Origin of the sequence: Candidatus Kryptobacter tengchongensis (assembly GCF_001458555.1) — a bacterium.
Taxonomy (GTDB): Bacteria; Bacteroidota; Ignavibacteria; order Kryptoniales; family Kryptoniaceae; genus Kryptonium; species Kryptonium tengchongense.
Genome location: NZ_CZVH01000087.1, coordinates 1 through 22,817 on the forward strand (window position 1 = coordinate 1; position 22,817 = coordinate 22,817).

The window sequence follows — 22,817 nt, forward strand, 5'->3', positions numbered from 1 at the left end:
GATAACTCAAAAAGTATGGGTATAAAAGACAGGATAGGGGATAGAAAGAAGTTGGTTAAAGAAATCGCCGAGAAATTAAAACAAATTGAAATTCCAGGTGATAAAAGGTTTTTTATTTTCTCCAGGGATGTTGAGGAAAAGAAAAACTTTAATCCGGAGTCACTTTCATTTTCTGGTGGAGTGACGAACATCGCAGAAGCTTTGAGGAAAGTTCAAGAAATTTCAGCCCAAGAGAATATAAAAGCAATTGTTCTTGTTTCGGACGGTGTTTATAACGCTGGTGAGAATCCTGTTTATTTTTCCGAAAAGCTCGGGATGCCAGTTTTTACAATTGGGGTTGGTGACTCAAATGTTCAAAAGGATTTAAAAGTTGTTGATGTTTTGGCAAATGAAATAGCTTATGCGGGGCTTGAGACCCCAGTCATCGTGAGAGTTGAGAGCTCAGAACTCGGTGGGAATGATGTTATCCTTTCTCTTTATGATGAGAAGGGTGAGGTAGCGAGGACTAAGGTAAGTTTGGGGGGCTGGTATCAATGAATATGTTGTTAATCTCAAATTTATTCCCAAAGAAGAGGGTATAAAGAAATTTACAGTTAAGGTTCAACATCTTCCGGGCGAGGTAACATACCAAAACAATCAAAAGTCATTTTATATCAAAGTATTAAAGGGTAAACATAAAATTTTATTTATTAGCGGAGCCCCAAGCCCTGATCTTGCTTTCATTAAAAGGGTTATTTCTGAGAACAAAAATTATGAGGTTGTCTCATATACTGAAAAACAAGGCGTGGAATTTATAGAAGGCAATTTTGATTTTAAAAAAGCCGAAACAGCCGATGCAATTGTATTTGTTGGATACCCAGTTAAAACATCTGATATTGACATAATCAATAAATTGAAAAATGTAATTGAGTCACAGAACAAGCCGTTTCTATTCGTTATGAGTAGAACAATTGAGTTTAATAAATTAAGACTGCTTTCAGAAATTTTGCCGTTTAAGTTTTCAAGACTTTTCGGTGATGAAGATATTGTGAATTTAATTATAACTGAGGACGGAAGAAATCATGCAATTATGGATTTGAAAGACAAGAACTATGTTTGGAACATTTTGCCACCGATTTTTAAACTTCGTGGTAGTTTTAGTCCATCTGCCGGATCAATTGTTCTTGCTAAGGCGAGGTATCAAAATGTTGAAACTGATGAACCGTTGATAATTGCGAATCAACTTGACGGTAGAAAATCAGTCGCGATTCTCTGTTATGGAATCTGGCGATGGAAACTTATGACAGCACCAAATAAAGAATTTGAGGGAATTTTTGAAAACTTTGTTAATAATTTAGTTCGTTGGCTTATCGCACCTGTTGAAGAGGAATTTGTAAAATTTAAAATTGCTAAAGATTTTTTCACTGAAGATGAAAAAATAGAATTTTCAGCTCAGGTTTACAGCGAAGATTATTCGCCTATAAGTGAGGCAGAGGTCAGGGTTAAAATTTTAAATCAGTTGGATGAAGAGGTTATTCGTGAAATTAAACTTGAACAGATAAGCCCAGGGGTTTATTCTGGGGGTGTTTATCTTTCAAAAGGTGATTATAGGTATGAGGTGAATGTTTCATCAAGGAGCGGGAAAGTTTTGAAAAATTTTGTGGGTCGTTTTACAGTTGGAGAAGCTGAAATTGAGTATCTAAACACGCGAGTGGACTCAAAACTTCTCCGCGAAATTGCTTCAAAAACAAACGGTGTTTTTTTAAGCAGTGATGAAATTGATGCACTGGGTAAACTAATAGCTTCTATATCTGATTTTAAGCCGTCAATTATTGAAAAGAAAAGAGAATATTTCCTGTGGTCAAGATTTGAACCTCTCATAATGGTTATAATTTTTCTCTCAGTTGAATGGTTTATGAGAAAAAAAATGGGACTTATGTGAGAATTTATTCAGATCGTGGATGGGCGAGTTTGTAAGTTTTCTTGAGATGCTCAACTGTAACATGAGTGTATCTTTGAGTTGTTGATAAACTTGAATGTCCGAGGAGTTCCTTCACAGCCATTATATCAGCACCATGATTCAAAAGATGTGTTGCAAATGAATGCCTTAGAACATGAGGTCCTTTTTTTTCAATGTCTGAGATCGCGGATATATATTTGCTAACGATTTGATAAACCTCAGCACTTGTGATTCTTTTTCCATTTTTTGATAAGAATAAGGCTTTTTTATCATCATTTGTTTGTTGTGATGTTGTAAAATTTCCCCTTATGTTGAGATATTCTTTTAGTGCTTCCTTTGCTTTTTTACCGAAAGGAACAAACCTAACCTTTGCTCCTTTACCGAGGACTTTGATGGTTCCATTTGTGAAGTCAACATCATCAATGTTCATTCCGCAGAGCTCACTTACCCTTACGCCCGTGCTATAAAGTGTTTCAAGAATTGCTCTGTCTCTTATTCCTTCGTTAGTTTTTAAATCGGGTAGATTCATCAGCTTTTCAATTTTGCTTTCTTCAAGGAAAACCGGCAATGATCTTTCGGTTTTGAGTGAAAATCCCACGGTTGGATTTGATGAGATGATTTTAAACCTGCTTAGGAATTTAAAGAAAGATTTGATCGCTGATAGTTTCAAAGATATGCTTGTTTTTTTCAATCCCCGGGAATGTAAGTAAGAAAGGTAATCTCTTATCAAAGCTCTGTCAATTTTTGATACATTTGCTTTTTGTTTTGTTTGATTTACGATGAAGGAGTAAAATTCGTATAAAGCATCATGATATGCTTCAATAGTTCTGTTAGAATAGTTTCGCTCTGCGTCAAGATATTCAAGGAATTTTCTTATTTCGTTTTGCACTTTTTGATGAAACTTGACTTTTATTGAGGGATGTATTATATTTATATCAGGTTAAGTTAGAATGAGTTTCCCTCACCCAGGGTATCCCCCGCCCTGGGTTCCCCCGCAGGGCAGGTTCCCCCCGCCTGCCCTTTCCTTCTTACCTTTTTATGGAATTAAAACCGCAGCTGCAACAACTGTTGTCCATAATCCTGTTTTATCAACTATCGCAGATTGAGTTATATTAAATGTCCTTACAATTTTTCCGCTCATTTTCCATACTTGTTCTCTTTCGTCCCAGCTTGTGTTCGGGTCAAATTCAAGACCAAGAGTTGTTGCGAGCATCGTTGCTGCGAGGTCTTCAGCGTATTCACCAGCTTTATCATCAGTTTGACCGAAGGCGTGATGTTCTGAAAGATATCCGAATTGTTCAGAGTCAGCTGGTATAGCAACACCAATTGAGGCTGCGATTAACCTATTTGGCTCGTTGCTTGACTCCTGGCTTATGACAACATGGACGATTTGACCCGGTTTTAAATATTCAAGCCCTTTGTTTTTAGGGATTATTTTACACCCAGGGGGAAATATGCTTGAGACGCGGACGAGATTAAATTGCGCGATTCCTGCATCTCTTAAAGCCATTTCAAAGCTTGTAAGTTTTTCCCTATGACGGCCGACCCCCTTGGTCAAAAACATTTTTGTTGGGACATACAATTTTAATCTTCCTCCTTTAATTTAGTTTTTAATTTTTGGTTTTATTCTCAGAAACTTACGTTTTCCAACTTTTATGACAAATGATTTTTCGAGTTCAACCACCGCATCAATATCGTTGATTTTATTGCCGTTAATGCTTACGCCACCAAGTTGAATTAATCTTTTTGCCTCACTTTTTGAACTTGCCAATTTTGTCTGAACAAGGAGCTCAACAACTCTAAGTTTTTGATCATTGGTTTCAAGCTCAAATTCTTCAATTTCTTCTGGGATTTCTTTTCGGACGAAAATTTTATCAAATTCTTCTTGTGCTTTGTTTGCTGATTCGGTTCCATGATACATTCTCACAAGTTCCCAAGCCAGGCGTCTTTTTAAATCTCTTGGGTTAACATTTGGATCTTGAAGTTTTTTTCGTATCTCTTCAATTTCCTTCGGTGGTAAATCTGTTGTTAGAAGAAAATAATCATAGATCAATTCGTCAGGTATTGACATGGTTTTACCATACATTTCCGAAGGTGGATCGTTTAGGGCGATATAATTGTCAAGAGACTTGCTCATTTTTTCAACACCGTCGGTGCCGAGAAGAAGCGGCATTGTTATTATCACTTGGGGCTCTTGCCCAAATTCTCTTTGGATATCTCTCCCAACAAGGAGGTTAAATTTTTGATCTGTTCCCCCAAGTTCAACGTCCGCTTCAATAGCGACTGAATCCATTGCTTGTGCAAGTGGGTATAAAAGTTCATGGATGCTTATTGGTTCGCCTGATTTATATCTTTTGCTGAAGTCGTCTCTTTCAAGCATTCGTGCGACGGTATATCTGCTGGCAAGTCGTATTACATCTTCAAAAGTCATTTTACCAAGCCATTCGGAGTTATATCTTATTTCAACTCTTTCGGGAAGTAAAATTTTTTTCGCTTGTTCAAAATAAGTTTGTCCGTTTATTCTTGTTTCTTCAAAAGATAATTGTGGTCTTGTTTTGCTTCGCCCTGATGGGTCTCCGATCATTGCGGTGAAATCGCCAATTATTAAAACTGCTATATGCCCAAGTTCTTGGAAATGTCTTAACTTTCTTAACACAACTGAGTGCCCCAGGTGAAGGTCTGGTTTTGTGGGGTCACATCCAAGCTTAACTTTAAGGGGTTTTCCAGTTTTTATTGAGTTTTCAATTTTTCTGACGAGCTCCTCCTCAGGGATTATCTCCACAGCTCCGTGTTTAATTAAATCCATTTGTTCGTTTACGCTTGGAAATTTCAACTCATCAATTTTCACATTTGTTTTTAAAATCTATTCACGATATTTATCTGCATATCTTCGTTTTAATTCCCTTTGCAAATCTCTTTCTGCTATATCTTCTTTCTTCTCATACTTTCTCTTTCCACGCACGAGGGCAAGTTCAACTTTTGCTTTTCCATTTTTAAAGTAAACCTTCAAAGGTATCAAAGTCAAGCCACGCTCTTTAACTTTGGTCGCAAGCCGTATAATTTCGTGTTTATGTAAGAGTAATTTTTTATCCCGAAGCGGGTCGTGATTGTGAATGTTTCCATACTCGTATGGACTGATGTGCATATTTAAAAGCCATACCTCACCATCTTTGATTATCGCATAACTATCCTGTATACTCACTTTCCCTTGGCGAAGTGATTTAACTTCCGTTCCTTTCAAGACGATTCCAGCCTCAATTGTTTCAAGAATTTCATAATCGTGATGCGCTTTGCGATTTGTCGTTACTACTTTGATTTTTTCTTGCATTCGTAATTAGTTTTTATTCTTCGCTTTTTACCTCAATTAAAACAACCCGATACGAAATTAAAACATCAATTCCAAGAAAGCAAACACCACAGAGGACAAGTAACAATCCAACAATGAATAAATAAAGTGGAATTTCCCGAATAAATGCGGTTGAGAAAAATATATTTAATCCAATTGCAAATGATGTTAGAACAAAAAACATAGCAGCTGTTATGTGGCAAAGCATCGCATTTCTTATATACCAAATTCGCTTAACAAGTATGTCAATTTGATTTTTTATGCTCAAGAAACGGATATTTTCCGTATATTCAAGTTCACCTTGTTTTATAAGCTCTTTTATAAGTTTTCGCTTTTCGTCATTTAGCAGTCTTACCCTGTTAACAAGTGTTGAATGTCTTGCATTCAAACCTGACAGAAAGAATGCGCTTGATGATATCATAACTGCTGGTGACAGAATTGCCTGAATTGCTTGAGTCGCTGTTAAGACAAATTCGTTATTCATCACATCTCTTGTTCACTGTTATACTGAATGATTGAAAATATGTCATAGTTTTTCAGGCGCTCTCGCCCATTCAAAAAGCTTAGTTCAATTAAAAAGCAAATCCCGACAACCTCGCCACCAAGTCGTTCTATTAATTTGCATGCTGCTGAGACAGTTCCACCAGTTGCAAGTAGATCATCATGGACAAGGACTTTTTCGCCAGGTTTAATCGCATCAGCATGAACTTCCATAGCATCGGTTCCATATTCAAGTTGATATTCTTGTCTTATCTTTTCAGCAGGTAGTTTTCCAGGTTTTCGTATCGGCACAAATCCAGCGCCGAGAAGATATGCAAGAATTGAACCAAAAATAAAACCTCGGGATTCAACGCTTACAACCTTGTCAATTTTTATATCTTTGTATTTTTGATAAAATGTGTCAACAGCAAGTTTAAAGGCTTCCTTATCCTTTAAAAGGGTTGTGATATCTCTGAAGACGATGCCATCCTTCGGGAAGTTGGGAACACTTCTGATTATACTTTTAAGTTTCTTGCTGACCTCGGTTAGTTGAATTTCGTTCATTTTACCATTTGATCTTTTCTTTTTTTAAAAATGCGTTTATACCTTTTTTACAATCCTGCGTTAACCTTGAAATTGAATTCATCGCTTTTGCGTATTCAATCGCTTGCTGTAATCCCATAGAATATATATTTGAAAGCATCTCTTTTACAAATTTAATTGATTCAGAGCTTGTTTCAATGATAAGGTTTTCCGCAAATTTAAATGTAAAATTTCTAAGCTCTGCGTCAGGTATTGAATAGTTTGCAAGCCCGATTTTTACTGCCTCTTCCGCGTCAATTATGTTTCCGCTTAAAAGAAGTTCTCGTGCCTTTCCAGATGAAATTCTTCTTATTAAAAATGTCATCACGATTGAAGGGATGAAGCCAATTTTTGGCTCGGTATACCCAAATTTAGCGTTTTCTTTTGATGCGATCACAAAATCACAAACACTTGCAAGCCCACATCCGCCAGCAAGCGCATAACCATTTACCATTGCAATTGTCAATTTTGGATGGGTGAAAATTTTAAGATAAAGTTGTGCAAGTTTTTCGGCATCAAGATAATTTTCATAAGAGTTCAAATTTGAAAGATTTTGAATATACTCAAGATCTGCGCCAGCACAAAATGAATTCCCAGTCCCGGTTAAAATGATACATCTTATCTTTTCATCCGTTGCAAGTTCAAACGCTTTCAGGAGTTCGTCAATGAGTTCAGCGTTAAGTGCATTTCTTTTCTCAGGTCTGTTCAGCGTTATCGTTGCGATCCTGTCGTTCGTTTCATAAATGATCTGATTAAACATATTCTTTCGTGTTTTGTTTCCAACAGTTTAAAAATTACTCATTCTGTTTGACAAAATCAATTAAAGCATTAAAAATGTAAAAGATGGATTTTGTTTCCCCTTTTCGCTTGATGAATGGCGAGAGAACATCTATCATTGATTAAATTTTCAAAACGACCTTTCCGAAAACCTCTCTATCTTCAAGTATTCTGTGTGCCTCTTGAGCTTCTTCAAGTGGTAGAACTTTATGTATCACCGGTTTTAATTTTCCACTCTGGAAAAATTTTAACACTTCCATCAATTCCCCTTTGCTTCCCATGTAAATCCCTTCTATTGATAAATTCTTGCCGTAGACAAACCTTAACTCAATGGGGACCTCACTTCCGCTTGTTGCACCAAGCGTTATTAGTTTACCTCCTTTTTTCAATGATTTCAATCCTTTCATAACTGTATCAAATCCAACATGGTCAAGGATTAAGTCAATTCCCTCACCTTGTGTTTCTATTTTTAATCTTTCTTGAAAGTCCTCCTGTTTATAATTTATCAAAACATCAGCTCCAAGAGATTTTGCTTTTTCAAGTTTTTCATCACTTCCTGCGGTTGTAAAAACGATTGCGTTAAATAGCTTTGCGATTTGAATTGCGGCAATTCCAACGCCACTTCCCGCAGCATGAATTAAAACCTTCATTCCAGGTCTTATCCCGCCACGAGTTACGAGTGCATGCCAAGCGGTTAAAAACACAAGAGGAATGGAAGAAGCTGATTCAAAATCAAGGTTTGCCGGCATTGGCAAAACATTTTGAGCTGGCAATGCGACATATTCAGCGTATGTTCCGTCTTTTTGAACCCCAAGAATATGATATAGCTTACAAAAGTTTTCCCTTCCAGAAGTGCATTCCTGGCAAACACCGCAACCGATTCCAGGCGAGATTAAAACTTTTTCCCCGATTTTTAAGTGAGTAACTCCCTCCCCAACTTCAGCTATTATACCAGCGCCATCTGCACCAAGTATATGTGGGAATGGAATTTTGTAGAGCCCATTTCTAACCCAGATATCAAGATGGTTTAAACTTGCTGCTTTTAGTTGAATGAGAACTTCTCCAGCTTTTGGTTTAGGCTCGGGTAAAGTCATAAGTTTAAGTTTGTCACGTCCACCAAATTCTGTAATTGCGATTGCTCTCATTTTTTACTCTTTTATTTAATGTGGATTTAAAAAGAATACCAAAAGAACTATGTTAACAATGGCGTATTTTAGATAATCAATAGTTCGGTGGTTTTGTAGCTTTATCATTTGTAAAAGATACGAAGTTAAGAATACAATTACAGCAAGGCTTAGGAAGAGAATAAATACATGATGATAACCTAAAGATTCTCTCCATAACGCAGAAAAAGAAATGGTGGGGTTCAATGGGCTTCCGTATATGACCATGAGATGAAAGACATACGCAAAAAGCGATTCCATTCCGAAAATTTGCAAGGGATGAAATTTTAAACTTATCGCTTTTTCAAGTTTCCATATAAGATAGAAAACAATCATCACAAACGAAAGCCGGGAAAGCGAAAGGAATGGACTTGAATAGATTAGGAATTGATTTGAATTTATGATCATCTCATATCCAAATTCAAGGGCAAATGCGACAGGGAAGGTTAAAGTTGAAAGTTTAAAAATTTTGCTCATGAAAGTTTCAGCATGTCCAAGTTTTAAGTTGCTCGTGAATTTATAACCGATATAATTGCCAAATAGGATATAGCCCATCCATGGGAAGAGAGGAAATTTTGAACCGTGGAAAGTGTTAAGATATTGAGAAAGGAATAAAGGGAGAAAATTTGAAAAATCAAACATGAAAAGAAATGGCGAAATTAAAAACACAATAATTCCAGCATAAAGTGATATCTTTGAAAACTTAACAGGGTCTTTTGATAGAAATAACATAATCTGCAATGTTAAAAGTGAAATGCCTATAACTTGCAGAACATCAGAGGAAAAAAGGGCTGAAAGAACTTCAAAACTTGACTCGTTTAATAATTTTTTTAAGGATAGATAAGGAAGGTGGAGAAAATATCCAAGTGAGGTGATGAATAGGAATTTTCTGATTCGTTTTAAGAATTTTGGAGAAAGTTTCAAGTATTCGTCAGCATTTTTAAGGGTTGTGATTGAGAAAGCAAATCCTGAAATAAAAAGAAACATTGGAGCTGTAAAGCCACGGAAAATTGTGTAGATTTGAAATATTGTGCTTGCTTTTTCATTTGGGCTTAAAAGAGCATCTGCTGTATGTCCATGCAACATTAAGATTATCGCAAGTCCACGAAATACATCAATAAACCTCAAACGACCACCCATGTTTTAAGAAAATCCTCCAATCTTTGTTTTACTTTTTCTTTTCCGAAATACTCAATTATAAGCGGGAGTTCTGGACCGTGTGTTTTCCCGGTGAGGGCTATTCTTATCGGCATGAAAAGGTTTTTGCCTTTTATACCTGTTTCACTTTGTATTTCTTTTGCGAGTTGTTTGAATTTATCTCTGTCTATTTCTGTGGCAAGGTTTTTCAATTTATGGATAAAAGTTTCAATGACGATTTTACTGGTTTCAAGCCTCATCATTTCTTGTGCCTCGCCATTTTCAATCCGAACTTCTTCAGAGAAGAAGATATCAACATAATCAACGATTTGTGCGAGATATTCAAGATGTGTCCTTACTGCTTCAACGATTATTCTAACTTTTTGAAAGTTTGATACATCATATCCTTTTCCCTCTAAAAATGGGATCGCAAGTTTGGTTATCCTGTCAAGGTCGGAATTTTTGATGTAGTGGGAGTTCATCCAGTTGAGCTTCTTTATGTCAAAAATTGCACCAGCTTTATTAACTCTTTCAAGTGAAAATTCTTTTATAAGTTCATCAAGTGTAAAGAATTCTCTCTCATCGCCGGGATTCCAACCGAGCAATGCGATGAAGTTTACAATTGCTTCAGGTAGATATCCTTTTGCTCTATAATCCTCAACGGCGACATCTCCCTGTCTTTTGCTTAGCTTAGTTCTATCGGGGTTTAGGAGCAGTGGTAAATGTGCAAATTGTGGCTTTTCCCAGTTTAAGTATTCGTAAAGTAAGATATGTTTCGGTGTGCTTGGTAACCATTCTTCGCCACGAATTACATGAGATATCTTCATATAATGATCATCAACCACAACAGCAAGATGATATGTGGGGAAACCGTCTGATTTTAAAATTATCTGGTCATCAAGAACCTTAAAATTTATCGTTACATCGCCACGGATCAAATCATGAAATGTTAGTTCGCCCCATTCTGGGATTTTCATTCTTATTGTTTTTGGGATTCCCTCACTAAGTTTTCTCTTAACTTCATCTTGAGATAATCTTCTGCAGGTGCCATCGTATCTTGGTGCTTGTTTGAGTTTTATCTGTTCTTCTCTCATCTTTTCAAGTCTCTCCGGGGAACAGAAACAGTAATAGGCATATCCCTTTTCAACGAGTTCGTAAGCGTGTTTATGGTAAAGTTCCAATCTTTGCGATTGAATATACGGACCATAGGGACCGCCTTTACCTGGTCCTTCGTCAAATTCAATTCCTGCCCATTTTAATGTTTCTATAAGATTTTCAATAGCCCCCGGGACAATACGTGTTTGGTCTGTGTCTTCTATGCGGAGGATGAATTGACCATTATGTTTTTTCGCAAAAAGATAATTATAGAGCGCGGTTCTTAAACCGCCAACATGCAGAAATCCAGTCGGGCTTGGGGCAAAGCGAGTTCTTACAGACACGGTTTGGAAATCACATCACTTTGATTTTTAAATTAAAAAGTGCCCTGGTTATCCCAGGGCGGAAATTAGATTTTATTTGGCATAATATAGCCAAATGAAACTTTAAATCCAAAGGTTATACTTTCATCTCAAGTAGTTCTCTTGCGATGATGATGCGTTGGATTTCTGATGTTCCCTCATAGATTTCCGTAATTTTTGAGTCGCGAAGATATCTTTCAACTGGGAAGTCTTTGATGTAGCCATAGCCACCATGTATTTGTACGGCTTCAAGCGCTGCTTCAACGGCAATTTGGGAGGCGAATAATTTAGCCATTGAAGCTTCCTTGACATATCTTTCGCCTCTGTCTTTTTTCCATGCAGCAAGGAGTGTTAATAACCTTGCAGCTTCAATTTTTGTTGCCATATCCGCGATTTTGAACTGAATTGCTTGGTGCTCGGCGAGAAATTTTCCAAATGTTTTCCTTTCCTTTGCATATTTTATTGATGCCTCAAGTGATGCTTGTGCGATGCCAAGTGCTTGTGCAGCGATTCCAATCCTTCCTCCATTTAAGGTTGTCATTGCGATTTTAAAGCCCATTCCTTCATCGCCGAGCCGATTAACTGCGGGGACTTTACAATCCTCAAAGACAATTTGTGCGGTATCAGAGCTCCTAATTCCAAGTTTCTTTTCTTTTTTTGTGACTATAACACCTGGGAGATCTTTCTCAACTATGAAAGCGGAAATTCCTTTTGAGCCCTTTTCTTTATCAGTTTGGGCGAAAACGATCAAGATGTTTGCGTAAACGCCGTTTGTGATGAAATTTTTAGTCCCATTCAAGATATAAAAATTACCATCTCTCGTGGCTGTTGTTCTTTGATTTGATGCATCACTTCCAGCTTCGGGCTCTGAAAGGCAAAATGCACCAAGCAATTCTCCGCGGGCAAGTCGTGGGAGGTATTTAAGTTTTTGTTCCTCTGTTCCAAATGTTTCAATTGGCCAACACACAAGCGAATTATTTACGGACATTATCACTCCAACTGATGCATCAACTTTTGAGATTTCTTCCATTGCGAGGACATAACTAATTGTATCAAGACCTGCACCGCCATATTTTTCTGATGTCATCATTCCCATGAAGCCGAGTTCCGCAAGCTTTTTAATTTCTTCGTGAGGGAATTCTTCTTTTTCGTCTCTTTCAGAGGCTTTTGGCGCTAATTCTTCAACCGCAAATTTTCTTGCGGTTTCCTTAATCATTAACTGTTCTTCTGTAAATTGGAAGTTCATTGCTGTGTTTTATTATTTTGTTGTTGAGTATAATCATAAAATCCTTTACCTGTTTTCCTGCCAAGATATCCAGATGCAACCATCTTTTTAAGTAATGGACATGGTCTGTATTTGGGATCTCCAAATCCTTCATAAAGAACATTCATAATTGAGAGACACACATCAAGACCGATTAAGTCCGCAAGAGCAAGTGGTCCCATTGGATGATTCATCCCAAGCTTCATAACTGTGTCAATATCTTCGGCTGATGCGACGCCTTCCATTAAGCAGTAAATCGCCTCGTTTATCATAGGCATTAAAATGCGATTTGAGACAAAGCCTGGATAATCTTTAACCTCAACTGTTGTTTTGCCGAGCCTTTCTGCAAGTTCTTTTGTAATTCTAAATGTTTCATCGGAGGTATCATGTCCTCGGATTATTTCAACAAGTTTCATGACGGGGACAGGGTTGAAGAAATGCATTCCTATGACCTTATCGGGGCGATTTGTAGCAGAAGCAATCTCTGTTATTGAAATTGATGATGTGTTTGTTGCAAGGATCGTTTCGGGTTTGCATACAAGATCAAGGGATTTGAAGATATCTTTTTTGATTTTTACATTCTCGGTTGCTGCTTCAATTACAAAGTCAGCGTCCTTTGCCCCGCTTTCAAGTGAAGTTAGTGTGTTAATTCTTGCTATTGCCTGTTCTTTCTCTTCCTCGGTCATCAAGCCTTTTTTAATTTGCCTGTCCATATTCTGTCTTATCACATTTATAGCTTTTTCAAGGACGCTCTTGTTAATGTCAATTAAATTTACAAGATAGCCGTTTTGAGAAAGAACATGAGCAATCCCACTTCCCATTGTCCCAGCACCAACGACGGTAATTTTTTTGATCTCCATAGTATGTGCTCCCATTTTTTTTGTTTTTATTTAGTTTCTACTTCACAATTTCAATTTACCTATATCGCACTCAGTATTTAATTTTAAAGTCTTTCAACTATTACAGCGCTTGCTTCGCCACCGCCGATGCAAATTGCAGCGAGCCCAAATTTTGCTTCTTTTCTTTTCATTGCATACAAAAGTGTTGTCAAAATTCTTGCGCCACTTGCACCGATTGGGTGTCCGAGTGCAACTGCCCCACCGTGAATATTCATTTTTTCAATTGGTATTCCTCCAAGTTTTGAGGTTGCCAAAGCGACAACCGCAAAGGCTTCATTTACTTCAAAAAGGTCTATGTCTTCCTTTTTCATATTTGCTTTTCTCAAAACTTTCTCAATTGCATCAACTGGTGCCGTTGTAAACCAGGCGGGATCTTTTGCAGCGGAGGTATAGGCGACAATTCTCGCAATTGGTTTTATCCCGAGTTCATCTGCTTTTTCTTTTGACATTAAAACAAGCGCTGCTGCGCCATCGTTTATCTTTGAGGCGTTCGCAGGGGTTATGGTACCATTCGGGTCAAAAGCCGGTTTTAATTTAGGTATTTTTTCAAAAATTACTTTTTTAGGTTCTTCATCTTCCGAAACGATTGTGGTTTCTCCTTTTGGTTGAGGTACTGGAACTGGGACAATTTCATCTTTAAAATAACCTTTTTCAATCGCCTCAAGAGCTCGTTTATAACTTAACATAGCAAACTCATCTTGCTCTTCTCTTGAAATGTTACATTCCCTTGCGCATAGTTCCCCAGCGTTTCCCATGTGAAAGTCATTATAAACATCCCAAAGTCCATCTTTTATCATAGAATCAATTAACTGCCCATGTCCCATCCTGTAGCCAGTTCTTGCTTTCTCAAGTAAATAAGGAGCATTTGACATACTTTCCATCCCCCCCAGCTACAATTATATCAGCATCGCCAAGTTTTATTGCTTGAGTTGCAAGCATAACTGCTTTAAGACCAGAACCACAGACTTTGTTAATTGTCATACATTCAACTTTTGTTGGCAATCCCGCAAATATAGCAGCTTGACGAGCTGGCGCTTGACCAACTCCTGCTGTTAAAACGCAACCCATTATAACCTCATCAACCATCTCTTTTGGAACATTGGCTCTTCTTAAGGCTTCTTCAATTACAATTGCCCCAAGTTTAGGTGCTGGTAGGGGACTTAATGCCCCATTAAATGAACCGATAGGTGTGCGACATGCGCTTGCTATTACAACTTCTTTCATAAATCCCTCCACAGGTTAGTTTTGTATAGAAAAGGTAGTGCCCCGTTCTAAAATTTGAATAGAGAAGTAAAAGTTGCCAAAGTTATTTAAGCGGTTTTCGTTTTTTATCTTGCTTTTATTTTCCATGTGAAAGTATCCTTGAAATTTCTCATTCAAAAATATAGTGAATTCAAATTTAACATTCAACTTTGCTAAAAATTGCATTTTCAAATTCAAATTTTTAACTTAAAATAAAAATTGCAAGCGCTGATGGGCAATAATTTATTGATCATTGATCACCCGCTCATCAAGAGGGATTTAACATATCTTCGGGATAAGAACACACCAAGTTCAACATTTAGAAATATTTTGCGCAGGTTGACATCTCTTATGGCTTTTGAGGTGACAAAAGATCTTGAGCTTCTCAGCAGGGAGGTTGAGACTCCGCTTGAGGTTACGCAGGGTCATGTTTTAAGAGATGAAATTGTTCTTGTTCCAATTTTGAGAGCTGGGCTTGGAATGGTTGATGCATTTCTTGATTTGATCCCCGAGGCAAGGGTTGGTCACATTGGGCTTTATCGGGATGAGGAAACTTTAAAACCAGTTGATTATTATTTCAAATTCCCCAAAAATCTTGATAAAAGCATAATCATAATTCTTGACCCGATGCTTGCAACAGGTGGGAGCATTTGTGCTGCCGTTTCTTACCTTAAAGAAAGGGGCGCATCAAGAATAAAAGTTGTGAGTTTGATTGCTGCGCCGGAGGGGATTACCAAGTTAACAACTGAACATCCAGATGTCCAAATTTATGTCGCTGTCCTTGATAGACAGTTAAATCATAAAGGTTTCATCCTCCCAGGACTTGGCGATGCCGGTGACAGAATTTTTGGAACGGAAAACTAAGTTTAAAGTTTGAGAGTTGAAGCTAAGAAAATTAATTTTTTATACCTTCGTTCTCGTTTCTTTACTCCTTTCTATGTCTCTATTTTCAATTTCAATTGGGGGTTCTGAAAGTGGGATTAAAATTGAGTTGGGCAGGGTTTTAAGCTTTTTGCTCGGTCATGCAGATGAAATTGATAAAATTATAATTCTTCAGATTCGTTTTCCAAGGATTTTGACCTCTATTTTCGCTGGAGGTGGGCTTGCGGTTGCCGGTGCAATTTTGCAGGCAATTATACGAAACCCGCTGGCTGAACCATACATACTTGGCATCTCAAGTGGCTCTGCTTTTGGTGCAGTGGTGTCAATAGCCCTCATAGGTTCATTTTCATTTGCTTTTACACCAATTTTAGCTCTTGCCGGCTCTCTTCTTGTCACAATTTTAGTTTATTTCCTTGGGAAAAGAAGAGGGGTTATTGACATAAACACAATGCTGTTAAGTGGGATAATGACCGGTGCATTCTTCTCTGCATTGATTTTAATCATAATAACCATTTCAAATGAATCACTGAAAAATGTGCTCTTTTGGCTATTGGGAAATCTTTCAAGTGTGAATTTGAAACAATCAATTTTGATATGTATAGTTGTGTTAATTTCTTTTGTGTTAACTTTTATTCACTCATACCGGCTCAATTTACTTGCGATGGGGGAGGAGATCGCCAAACAGCTTGGAATTGATGCTGAATTTACAAAAAGGGCATCTTATTTTGTTGCCTCTGTCTTAACAGCCGTAATTGTCTCAATCACCGGCGTAATTGGTTTCATAGGGCTTGTTGTTCCACATGTGTGTCGTAAAATTTTCAGTGTTGATTATAGAATTTTGATACCGACATCTTTTTTCGCTGGCGGAATAACTTTGCTCCTTGCTGATACAATTGTGCGTGTTATTTTATATCCCAATGAACTTCCCGTGGGTTCAATTACAGCGCTTTTCGGTGCCCCGTTTTTTGTTTATCTTTTGAAAAAAGAAAAATCAAGTTGAAAGATGGGCGAAAAAATCATAACTATATTCGGAAGCTCAAAACCAGTTGAAGGCGAAATTGAATATGAATTTGCAAGAAAACTTGGATATGAACTTGGAAAGGTTGGTTTCACGATTTGCAATGGTGGATATGGTGGAATAATGGAAGCAACAGCAAGGGGCGCAAAAGAGGCAGGAGCTAAAACAATTGGAATCACAGTTGCAACTTTCGGAGGCTCAGCAAATAAATGGATAGATGAGGAGATAAAAGCAAGGGATTTGTTTGAGAGATTGAAAATTTTAATTGGGAAAGGCGATGGCTATGTGGTTTTGAAAGGTGGAACGGGAACCTTAGTTGAAATTTCGCTCGTGTGGGAGCTGATGAATAAGGGTTTGATAAATCCAAAACCATTTATTGCTGTTAGGTTCTGGAGCCCAGTTATTGAAATCATCTCCGAGCAGTTAAGATATGAATCACGAGAAGATGCTGCTGAATTCATCAGGGTTATGAACAACATAGATGAAATTGTTAAGTATATGGCACAGAGATTAATTGCATATAAGTAATTGAAAATAACGGATTGATTTTTTATATTAAAGCGAACATAAACTAAATGGGTCTTTAACAATGAAAGCGATTATCCCAGTTGCAGGGATAGGGACGAGATTGCGTCCCCATACTTATACTCAACCAAAAGTTTTATTAAATGTCGCAGGCAAACCAATACTTGGTCATATAATTGACAAGCTTGTTGAAAATTCAATAAAAGATATCTTGCTTGTAATCGGTCATTTGGGTGAAAAGATAAAAAGTTATACTGTATCAAGTTATCCAGATGTAAATTTTGAGTTTATTGAGCAAAAAGAACCACTTGGGCTTGGACATGCTGTTTATCTTGCAAGGGAATTCTTTGAGAAGGATGACGAAGTTTTGATAATTCTTGGAGATACAATCTTTGATTTTGATCTTTCAAAATTTTTGAAAAGCAAATTTACAACGATCGGTGTGAAACCTGTTGATGACCCGAGAAGATTTGGGGTTGTGCTTCTTGATGGAGATAATTTTGCTAAAAAGCTCGTTGAAAAGCCAACTCAACCCGAAAGCAATCTTGCTATCGTTGGGATTTATCTGATTAAAAATCCAAAACTTTTAAAAGAATCGCTTGAGGAGGTTGTTGAGGGTGAGATTAAAACAAGGGGTGAATATCAGCTTACAGATGCGCTTCAAATTATGCTGAACAAAGGGGAAAAGATAAAGGTTTTTGAAATTGATGGATGGTACGACTGTGGTAAACCAGAAACCCTCCTTGAGACAAATAAATTTTTGCTTGAAAAAAATGGGATGAACTTTAGAAGACTTGGAAAGCTTGAAAATGTTTTGCTCATCCCGCCTGTTTATATATCTCCAACGAGTAAAATTGAAAATTCAATCATCGGACCATATACGACGGTCTCGGATGGGGTTGAAATTTCATATTCAATTATAAGAAACTCAATTATAGGTGATGACGCAAAGATTCAAAATGCACTTCTTGAATCATCAATTGTTGGGAGCGGGGCTGTTGTTAAGGGTGATTATAAAAGGGTTAACATTGGAGATTCATCAGAAGTTGAGTTTTATTGAAACAAAACATAGAACTTAAAAATAAAAAGGAGGCTAAATGGGAAGGCTATTCACCTCTGAATCAGTTGCCGAAGGACATCCAGATAAAATTTGCGACCAGATCTCTGATGCTGTTCTTGATGCCTTTTTGACATATTATCCTGAAGCAAGGGTTGCGTGTGAAGTGTTTGTCACAACTGGACTTGTTGTAATTGGTGGGGAGATCAAAGCCCCTGAGGATGTAAGAGCAAAAGTTGACTTTGACCAGCTCGCAAGAGATGTTATTAAAGATATCGGCTATGATAAGTCAGAATATCAATTTGATTATCGTTCTTGTGGCGTTATAGTTACCGTTAAATCTCAATCCCCTGATATAGCAAAGGGGGTTGATAAAGGTGGGGCAGGGGATCAGGGAATGATGTTCGGTTATGCATGTAGGGAAACTCCCGAGCTTATGCCGATGCCAATTATGTTTGCACATAAATTGATGAAAAGACTTGCCTATGTGAGAAAGAAAACAGATTTTATGCCTTATCTAAGACCTGATGGCAAATGTCAGGTTACAATTGAATATGATGACACAGGCAAGCCTGTTAGAGTTGATACGATCGTTTTTTCAGTTCAGCATGATGAAAGGTATAAAGGTAAGAAATTAACATCAAAGGATATCGCTGAAGACCTTAAAGAGTTTGTGATAAAAGAAGTTATCCCCGAAGAATATCTTGATAAAAAAACTAAATATTACATAAACCCGACGGGCTCTTTTGTGATTGGAGGTCCACACGGGGATACGGGATTGACTGGGCGAAAGATCATAGTTGATACATATGGCGGTAGAGCGCCACATGGTGGAGGGTGCTTCTCTGGAAAAGACCCAACTAAGGTTGATAGAAGTGCAGCTTATGAGATGAGGCATATTGCAAAGAACATCGTCGCCTCTGGGCTTGCTGATGAATGTTTAATTCAAGTTGCTTATGCAATAGGTGTTTCAAAGCCAGTTGCAATTTATGTGGATACGAAAGGAACTGGAAAAGTTCCCGATAATTTGATAGCTGATTTCATAATGAAAAACCTTGACCTTTCACCGCTGGGGATAATTGATAGATTAAAACTTCGCAGACCTATTTATCGGAAGACAGCTGTTTATGGTCATTTCGGAAGGAATGAACCCGAATTTACATGGGAAAAACTTGACTATGTTCCAATGTTCAAAGAACTTTTAAAATGAAAATTTAAAAATAAAAAGGAGAACATTTTTAGATGGATGAAGTAAAAGGCGTATATAAAGTAAGGGATCTTTCACTTGCGGATGAAGGACTCAAGCAAATACGATGGGCTGAAAGCAGAATGCCCGTCTTAATGGCTTTAAGAGAAAAATACAGCAAAACGAAACCTTTTAAGGGATTTAGGATTGCGGGATGTCTTCATGTCACCAAAGAAACTGCTGTATTGGTTAAGACATTCGTTGAATGCGGAGCGGAAGTTAGCTGGAGCGGATGTAATCCACTTTCAACTCAAGATACAATAGCTGCAGCACTTGCAAAACAAGGGATCTCAATTTTTGCATGGAATGGGATGAGCGTTGATGAATTTTATTGGGCAATTGAGCAAACACTTCATATAAAACCAAATTTAACACTTGATGATGGCGCTGATTTAATTTTTACAATTCACAGCAAACATCCTGAACTTATCCCAGACATAATAGGTGGAACCGAAGAGACAACAACAGGGGTAAAGAGATTAAGAGCGATGGCTGAGGCTGGGGCTTTGAAATATCCAATTATAGCTGTTAACGATGCCGAAACAAAATGGGATTTTGATAATGTCTATGGGACTGGACAATCAACACTTGATGGGATTTTAAGAGCAACAAGTATTTTAATTGCTGGGAAAAATGTCGTCGTTGCTGGATATGGACACTGTGGTAAGGGCGTTGCGATGAGAGCAAGAGGACTTGGTGCAAATGTGATCGTAACCGAAGTTAGACCAATTGCTGCACTAAAAGCCGTGCTTGATGGGTTTACAGTTATGCCAATGAAGGAAGCTGCAAAGATCGGGGATGTTTTTATAACAGCAACAGGTGTCAAGGATGTTATAACTGAAGAACATTTTAAAGTTATGAAAGATGGGGCTATCGTTTGCAACACGGGACATTATGATGTTGAGATAAACCTTGTTCAATTGAAAAAGATGGCAAAAAGTATAAAGGAGATAAGAAATCATGTTGAAGAATACATTTTGAAAGATGGGAAAAGGATTTTTGTCCTTGCGAAAGGTCGCCTTGTAAATCTCGTAGCAGCTGAAGGACATCCGTCGGAGGTTATGGATATGTCATTTGCAAACCAATTTATGGCTCAACTTCGGCTCGTTGAGTTGTTTAAAAAGGGGAAAAAGCTTGAACCGAAAGTATATGATATCCCACCAGAGCAAGATGAAGAAATTGCTGAACTTAAATTGAAAACGATGGGAATTAAAATTGACAAGCTTACAAAAGAGCAAAGAAAATATATTAAAGATTATAGCGCTGGAACTTAATTTTACATTTTTTACATTGAACCAAGTTCAGCGCGAAAAATTACAATTACCTCGCTGAGCTTGGTTCGGCTTTTATTATTTCTTTTCGTTTATAAGTTTTTCCAGTGGGATGTCAAGAATTGAAAATTTTTCCCATCCTTCAAAATCAAAGTGCCACCATTCACTGGGTAAAGGGATAAAACCATATTTTTTCATCACATCCTCAAGGAGCTTCCGATTTTTTACAACTGTATCAGGTAAGTCTTTATGATTTCTGTGGGCTTTTTCAGTGAAATCGTCGTATTTTGTCGGCATTGGTAATTCATTCCCAAGTGAATCAACAAGTGTCAGATCAACTGCACATCCACGGTTATGCCTTGAGCCTTTCGCTGGGTTTGCAACATATCTTTCATCAGGGACAATAGACCATAAAATTTCCTGAACTGAAAGAGGACGGTAGCAATCCCAAACCTTTAACCCAAGTCCGATTTTTTCAAGTTCTTTCTGAACCGAATCAAGCTTGAGTGCAACGAATCTTCGCAAAAAACATTTAGGGACGCTGTAAAGTTTTCTACCAGTGAAATTGTCCTCAGTTGCGTATTTTATATCAATTTTTATTCTCGGGTTGATTTTCTGAATATCAACGAGGATTGTATCTTCATGTGAAAATTGCGCAAGCAAATTTTTTGTAAGGAGAAGAGAGAAAATTAAAAGTAACGAAAACTTCACTTTCATTTTTTTGCTTTTCTCTTTTTTGCACCTGTTAATTCGCTCATTGTCGGAATATCAAATTTTCTAAAGATTCCGCCTTTAAAAGGTCTTTTCTTATCTTGTGCAGGCTTAAGCTCAACCTTTGTGTATTTATTTATATACCATTGATGAAGTATTGAAAGCACATTGAATGTGAAATAGTATAAATTAAGCCCGGATGGGAGGTTATTGAATATCAAGAAAAATAGAATCGTCATGATTGTTGCTGTTGTTCTCTGTCTTTTATCAGCTGTAGCTGATGACATCCACTGTTGAATAAACATCGTAATAGCCATTAAAAGCGCAAGCCCACTTATCTGGTGAACCCCAAAGATTGGAATATAAAATGGCAGTTTTAGAATTGTATCTGGAACTGAAAGATCTTTTATCCAAAGGATAAATCCAGCTTGTCTTAATTCAATTGTGACACGGAATAATGAGAATAAGGCGTAAAGGATTGGCAACTGTAGAAGCAAGGGCCAACATCCACTGAATGGATTAACCCCATATTCACGATATACACGCATAACTTCTTGATTTAACTTCTGCGGATTATCTTTATATTTTTCCTGTAATTCTTTTAAAATTGGAGCAATTGCCTGCATCTTCTTGATTGACTTCATCTGGGTTAATGTCAGCGGTGTGAGAAGGATTTTGATCACAATTGAGAAAATTATTATCACAATTCCATAATTTGGTATGAATGAGTGCAAAAATGTGAAAAATGGGAGAAGTACATATTCAGCTATTGGTCTTATAAGCCATCTCAACCCTAAACTTATCATCTCTTCAAGTCCAACACCGTAAGACTTCAAAATTTTATAATCAAGAGGTCCAAGGTAAACTGTAAAGTAATTTTTTTGATAATTTCCGCCACGAAATGGAATTTTTAATGCGACAAGGTAATTTTCTTTAACTCCGTTATCTGGCAAGGGAATTCGCTCACCCTCAAGGTATGCACCATCTGAATAATCATTTGATATAACTGCAATGGCAAAGTATTTATTGTGTGTCCCAACCCATCTTGTAGTCCCAGAGTATGAACGGGAAACTTTTATTCCAAATTTGCTGGCATCTATTGTTTCATATATATCCCCAACTTTAGCATACGCACTTGCAAAATATGACTCTTCAACGCTGTTTTCTTCTGTGAGATTTATCCCATTCTCCCAAACAACTTGATATTCAAAATTGGCAATTATTTTATCCATCTTGATTAATTCAACCTCGGTATCAAACGAATATCTACCGTTTTCAAAGATGAATTTTTTCACTATCTTGCTTGAATCATTGACATTAAGAGTAAACTCAATTTCTATTTTTTCGTTTTTATCCTTGAGGATAAAATTTTCCCAGTGCTTTGCTTTTGTATCAAAGTAAAGGTTTCTCGTGTTGATTATTTTGCCATCCGTTGTCATGAAAAGAAGTGAAAAATCGCCGCCTTTGTTCATGTCAATTAGTTGAACGGGATAACCATTCCATGTTTTGAATTTTTTTAACTCAAATTTTTCAACGACTGCCCCCTTTGATGAGATAACGCATGTATATAAATCTGTTTCAATAAGTATCTTTTTCTCAATCCCTTTTGAAAGATGTGAAAAATAAGATCCAAATGTGTCACCCTTTGCCTCTGCAACATTTAATGTTTCTTGATGTTTTTCTGTTTTAAGTGTGTCTTGAACATTTACACCTCTTTGCGGAACCCTTGGAGCGTTGTACCACATCCAGATCAAAAGCACGAGTGTAATTAAAATTATTCCAAGAACTGAGTTTCTATCCATTACTTTCACATCCTTTTGT

General features: G+C 37.3%; 22 protein-coding genes and 1 pseudogene. 8 read left to right on the forward strand and 15 right to left on the reverse strand.

Annotation, left to right across the window (positions count from 1 at the left end):
* Both AT685_RS08470 and AT685_RS06990 read left to right on the forward strand, forming a co-directional pair.
* On the forward strand, window positions 1-537 hold a 537-nt coding region (locus AT685_RS08470), incomplete at its 5' end, for a vWA domain-containing protein (protein ID WP_200741669.1).
* A gap of 247 nt (window positions 538-784) precedes the next feature.
* Window positions 785-1,921, forward strand: a complete 1,137-nt coding sequence (locus tag AT685_RS06990) for a hypothetical protein (protein ID WP_072152083.1) — start codon at window positions 785-787, stop codon at window positions 1,919-1,921.
* Window positions 1,922-1,925: 4 nt separating this feature from the next.
* Here the strand turns inward: AT685_RS06990 and xerA are convergent, their stop codons facing one another.
* The 13 genes and pseudogenes from xerA to AT685_RS07055 all read right to left on the reverse strand — a co-directional run bounded on the left by xerA (window position 1,926) and on the right by AT685_RS07055 (window position 14,268).
* Entirely contained in the window at window positions 1,926-2,828 is a 903-nt protein-coding gene (gene xerA, locus AT685_RS06995; protein ID WP_072152084.1) for a site-specific tyrosine recombinase/integron integrase, read from the reverse strand.
* A gap of 147 nt (window positions 2,829-2,975) precedes the next feature.
* Window positions 2,976-3,521: a pyruvoyl-dependent arginine decarboxylase gene (locus tag AT685_RS07000; RefSeq protein ID WP_234696307.1), complete on the reverse strand. Its 546-nt coding sequence runs from the start codon at window positions 3,519-3,521 to the stop codon at window positions 2,976-2,978.
* A gap of 21 nt (window positions 3,522-3,542) precedes the next feature.
* Window positions 3,543-4,745 carry a tyrosine--tRNA ligase gene (gene tyrS / locus AT685_RS07005; protein ID WP_072152109.1) on the reverse strand — a complete coding sequence of 401 codons (1,203 nt, stop codon included), beginning with the start codon at window positions 4,743-4,745 and terminating at the stop codon, window positions 3,543-3,545.
* Between the two features lie 57 nt (window positions 4,746-4,802).
* Entirely contained in the window at window positions 4,803-5,267 is a 465-nt protein-coding gene (smpB, locus tag AT685_RS07010) for an SsrA-binding protein SmpB (protein ID WP_072150231.1), read from the reverse strand.
* A 13-nt stretch (window positions 5,268-5,280) separates the two neighbouring features.
* A complete protein-coding gene (locus AT685_RS07015) occupies window positions 5,281-5,769 on the reverse strand; it encodes a DUF2721 domain-containing protein (RefSeq protein WP_072152085.1) in 489 nt (162 codons plus the stop codon).
* Window positions 5,769-6,329 (reverse strand): adenine phosphoribosyltransferase, encoded by a 561-nt coding sequence (locus AT685_RS07020; RefSeq protein ID WP_072150233.1) that lies wholly within the window; start codon window positions 6,327-6,329, stop codon window positions 5,769-5,771. Before AT685_RS07020 ends, AT685_RS07015 begins: the two co-directional genes overlap by 1 nt.
* Window position 6,330: 1 nt before the next feature.
* A complete protein-coding gene (locus AT685_RS07025) occupies window positions 6,331-7,107 on the reverse strand; it encodes an enoyl-CoA hydratase/isomerase family protein (protein WP_072152086.1) in 777 nt (258 codons plus the stop codon).
* Window positions 7,108-7,246: 139 nt separating this feature from the next.
* A complete protein-coding gene (locus AT685_RS07030) occupies window positions 7,247-8,269 on the reverse strand; it encodes a zinc-binding dehydrogenase (RefSeq protein ID WP_072152087.1) in 1,023 nt (340 codons plus the stop codon).
* Window positions 8,270-8,284: 15 nt separating this feature from the next.
* Complete coding sequence (locus AT685_RS07035) at window positions 8,285-9,427, reverse strand: heparan-alpha-glucosaminide N-acetyltransferase domain-containing protein (RefSeq protein WP_072152088.1); 1,143 nt, start codon at window positions 9,425-9,427, stop codon at window positions 8,285-8,287.
* On the reverse strand, window positions 9,412-10,863 hold the full coding sequence (gene gltX / locus AT685_RS07040) for a glutamate--tRNA ligase (RefSeq protein ID WP_072152089.1): 1,452 nt from the start codon (window positions 10,861-10,863) through the stop codon (window positions 9,412-9,414). Before gltX ends, AT685_RS07035 begins: the two co-directional genes overlap by 16 nt.
* Before the next feature lie 115 nt (window positions 10,864-10,978).
* Window positions 10,979-12,127, reverse strand: a complete 1,149-nt coding sequence (locus tag AT685_RS07045; protein ID WP_072152090.1) for an acyl-CoA dehydrogenase — start codon at window positions 12,125-12,127, stop codon at window positions 10,979-10,981.
* Complete coding sequence (locus tag AT685_RS07050) at window positions 12,124-12,999, reverse strand: 3-hydroxybutyryl-CoA dehydrogenase (protein ID WP_143713170.1); 876 nt, start codon at window positions 12,997-12,999, stop codon at window positions 12,124-12,126. The genes AT685_RS07045 and AT685_RS07050 overlap by 4 nt, the downstream gene beginning before the upstream one ends.
* Before the next feature lie 89 nt (window positions 13,000-13,088).
* Window positions 13,089-14,268 (reverse strand): annotated as a pseudogene (locus AT685_RS07055) (thiolase family protein).
* Window positions 14,269-14,517: 249 nt separating this feature from the next.
* Between AT685_RS07055 and upp the strand changes: the two are divergent.
* From upp to ahcY, 6 genes are all read left to right on the forward strand, one after another.
* Window positions 14,518-15,150 carry a uracil phosphoribosyltransferase gene (gene upp, locus AT685_RS07065; RefSeq protein ID WP_072151016.1) on the forward strand — a complete coding sequence of 211 codons (633 nt, stop codon included), beginning with the start codon at window positions 14,518-14,520 and terminating at the stop codon, window positions 15,148-15,150.
* Between the two features lie 16 nt (window positions 15,151-15,166).
* Window positions 15,167-16,168 (forward strand): FecCD family ABC transporter permease, encoded by a 1,002-nt coding sequence (locus AT685_RS07070; protein ID WP_072152092.1) that lies wholly within the window; start codon window positions 15,167-15,169, stop codon window positions 16,166-16,168.
* Between the two features lie 3 nt (window positions 16,169-16,171).
* Window positions 16,172-16,714, forward strand: a complete 543-nt coding sequence (locus tag AT685_RS07075) for an LOG family protein (protein WP_072152093.1) — start codon at window positions 16,172-16,174, stop codon at window positions 16,712-16,714.
* 61 nt (window positions 16,715-16,775) lie between these two features.
* Window positions 16,776-17,771: a sugar phosphate nucleotidyltransferase gene (locus tag AT685_RS07080; protein WP_072152094.1), complete on the forward strand. Its 996-nt coding sequence runs from the start codon at window positions 16,776-16,778 to the stop codon at window positions 17,769-17,771.
* A 37-nt stretch (window positions 17,772-17,808) separates the two neighbouring features.
* Entirely contained in the window at window positions 17,809-18,978 is a 1,170-nt protein-coding gene (gene metK / locus AT685_RS07085; protein WP_072152095.1) for a methionine adenosyltransferase, read from the forward strand.
* Window positions 18,979-19,010: 32 nt separating this feature from the next.
* Complete coding sequence (gene ahcY, locus AT685_RS07090; RefSeq protein ID WP_072150517.1) at window positions 19,011-20,288, forward strand: adenosylhomocysteinase; 1,278 nt, start codon at window positions 19,011-19,013, stop codon at window positions 20,286-20,288.
* Between the two features lie 75 nt (window positions 20,289-20,363).
* Here the strand turns inward: ahcY and ddpX are convergent, their stop codons facing one another.
* Both ddpX and yidC read right to left on the reverse strand, forming a co-directional pair.
* Complete coding sequence (gene ddpX / locus AT685_RS07095) at window positions 20,364-21,002, reverse strand: D-alanyl-D-alanine dipeptidase (protein WP_072152096.1); 639 nt, start codon at window positions 21,000-21,002, stop codon at window positions 20,364-20,366.
* Entirely contained in the window at window positions 20,999-22,798 is a 1,800-nt protein-coding gene (yidC, locus tag AT685_RS07100) for a membrane protein insertase YidC (protein WP_072152097.1), read from the reverse strand. The genes ddpX and yidC overlap by 4 nt, the downstream gene beginning before the upstream one ends.
* Window positions 22,799-22,817 lie beyond the last annotated feature (19 nt).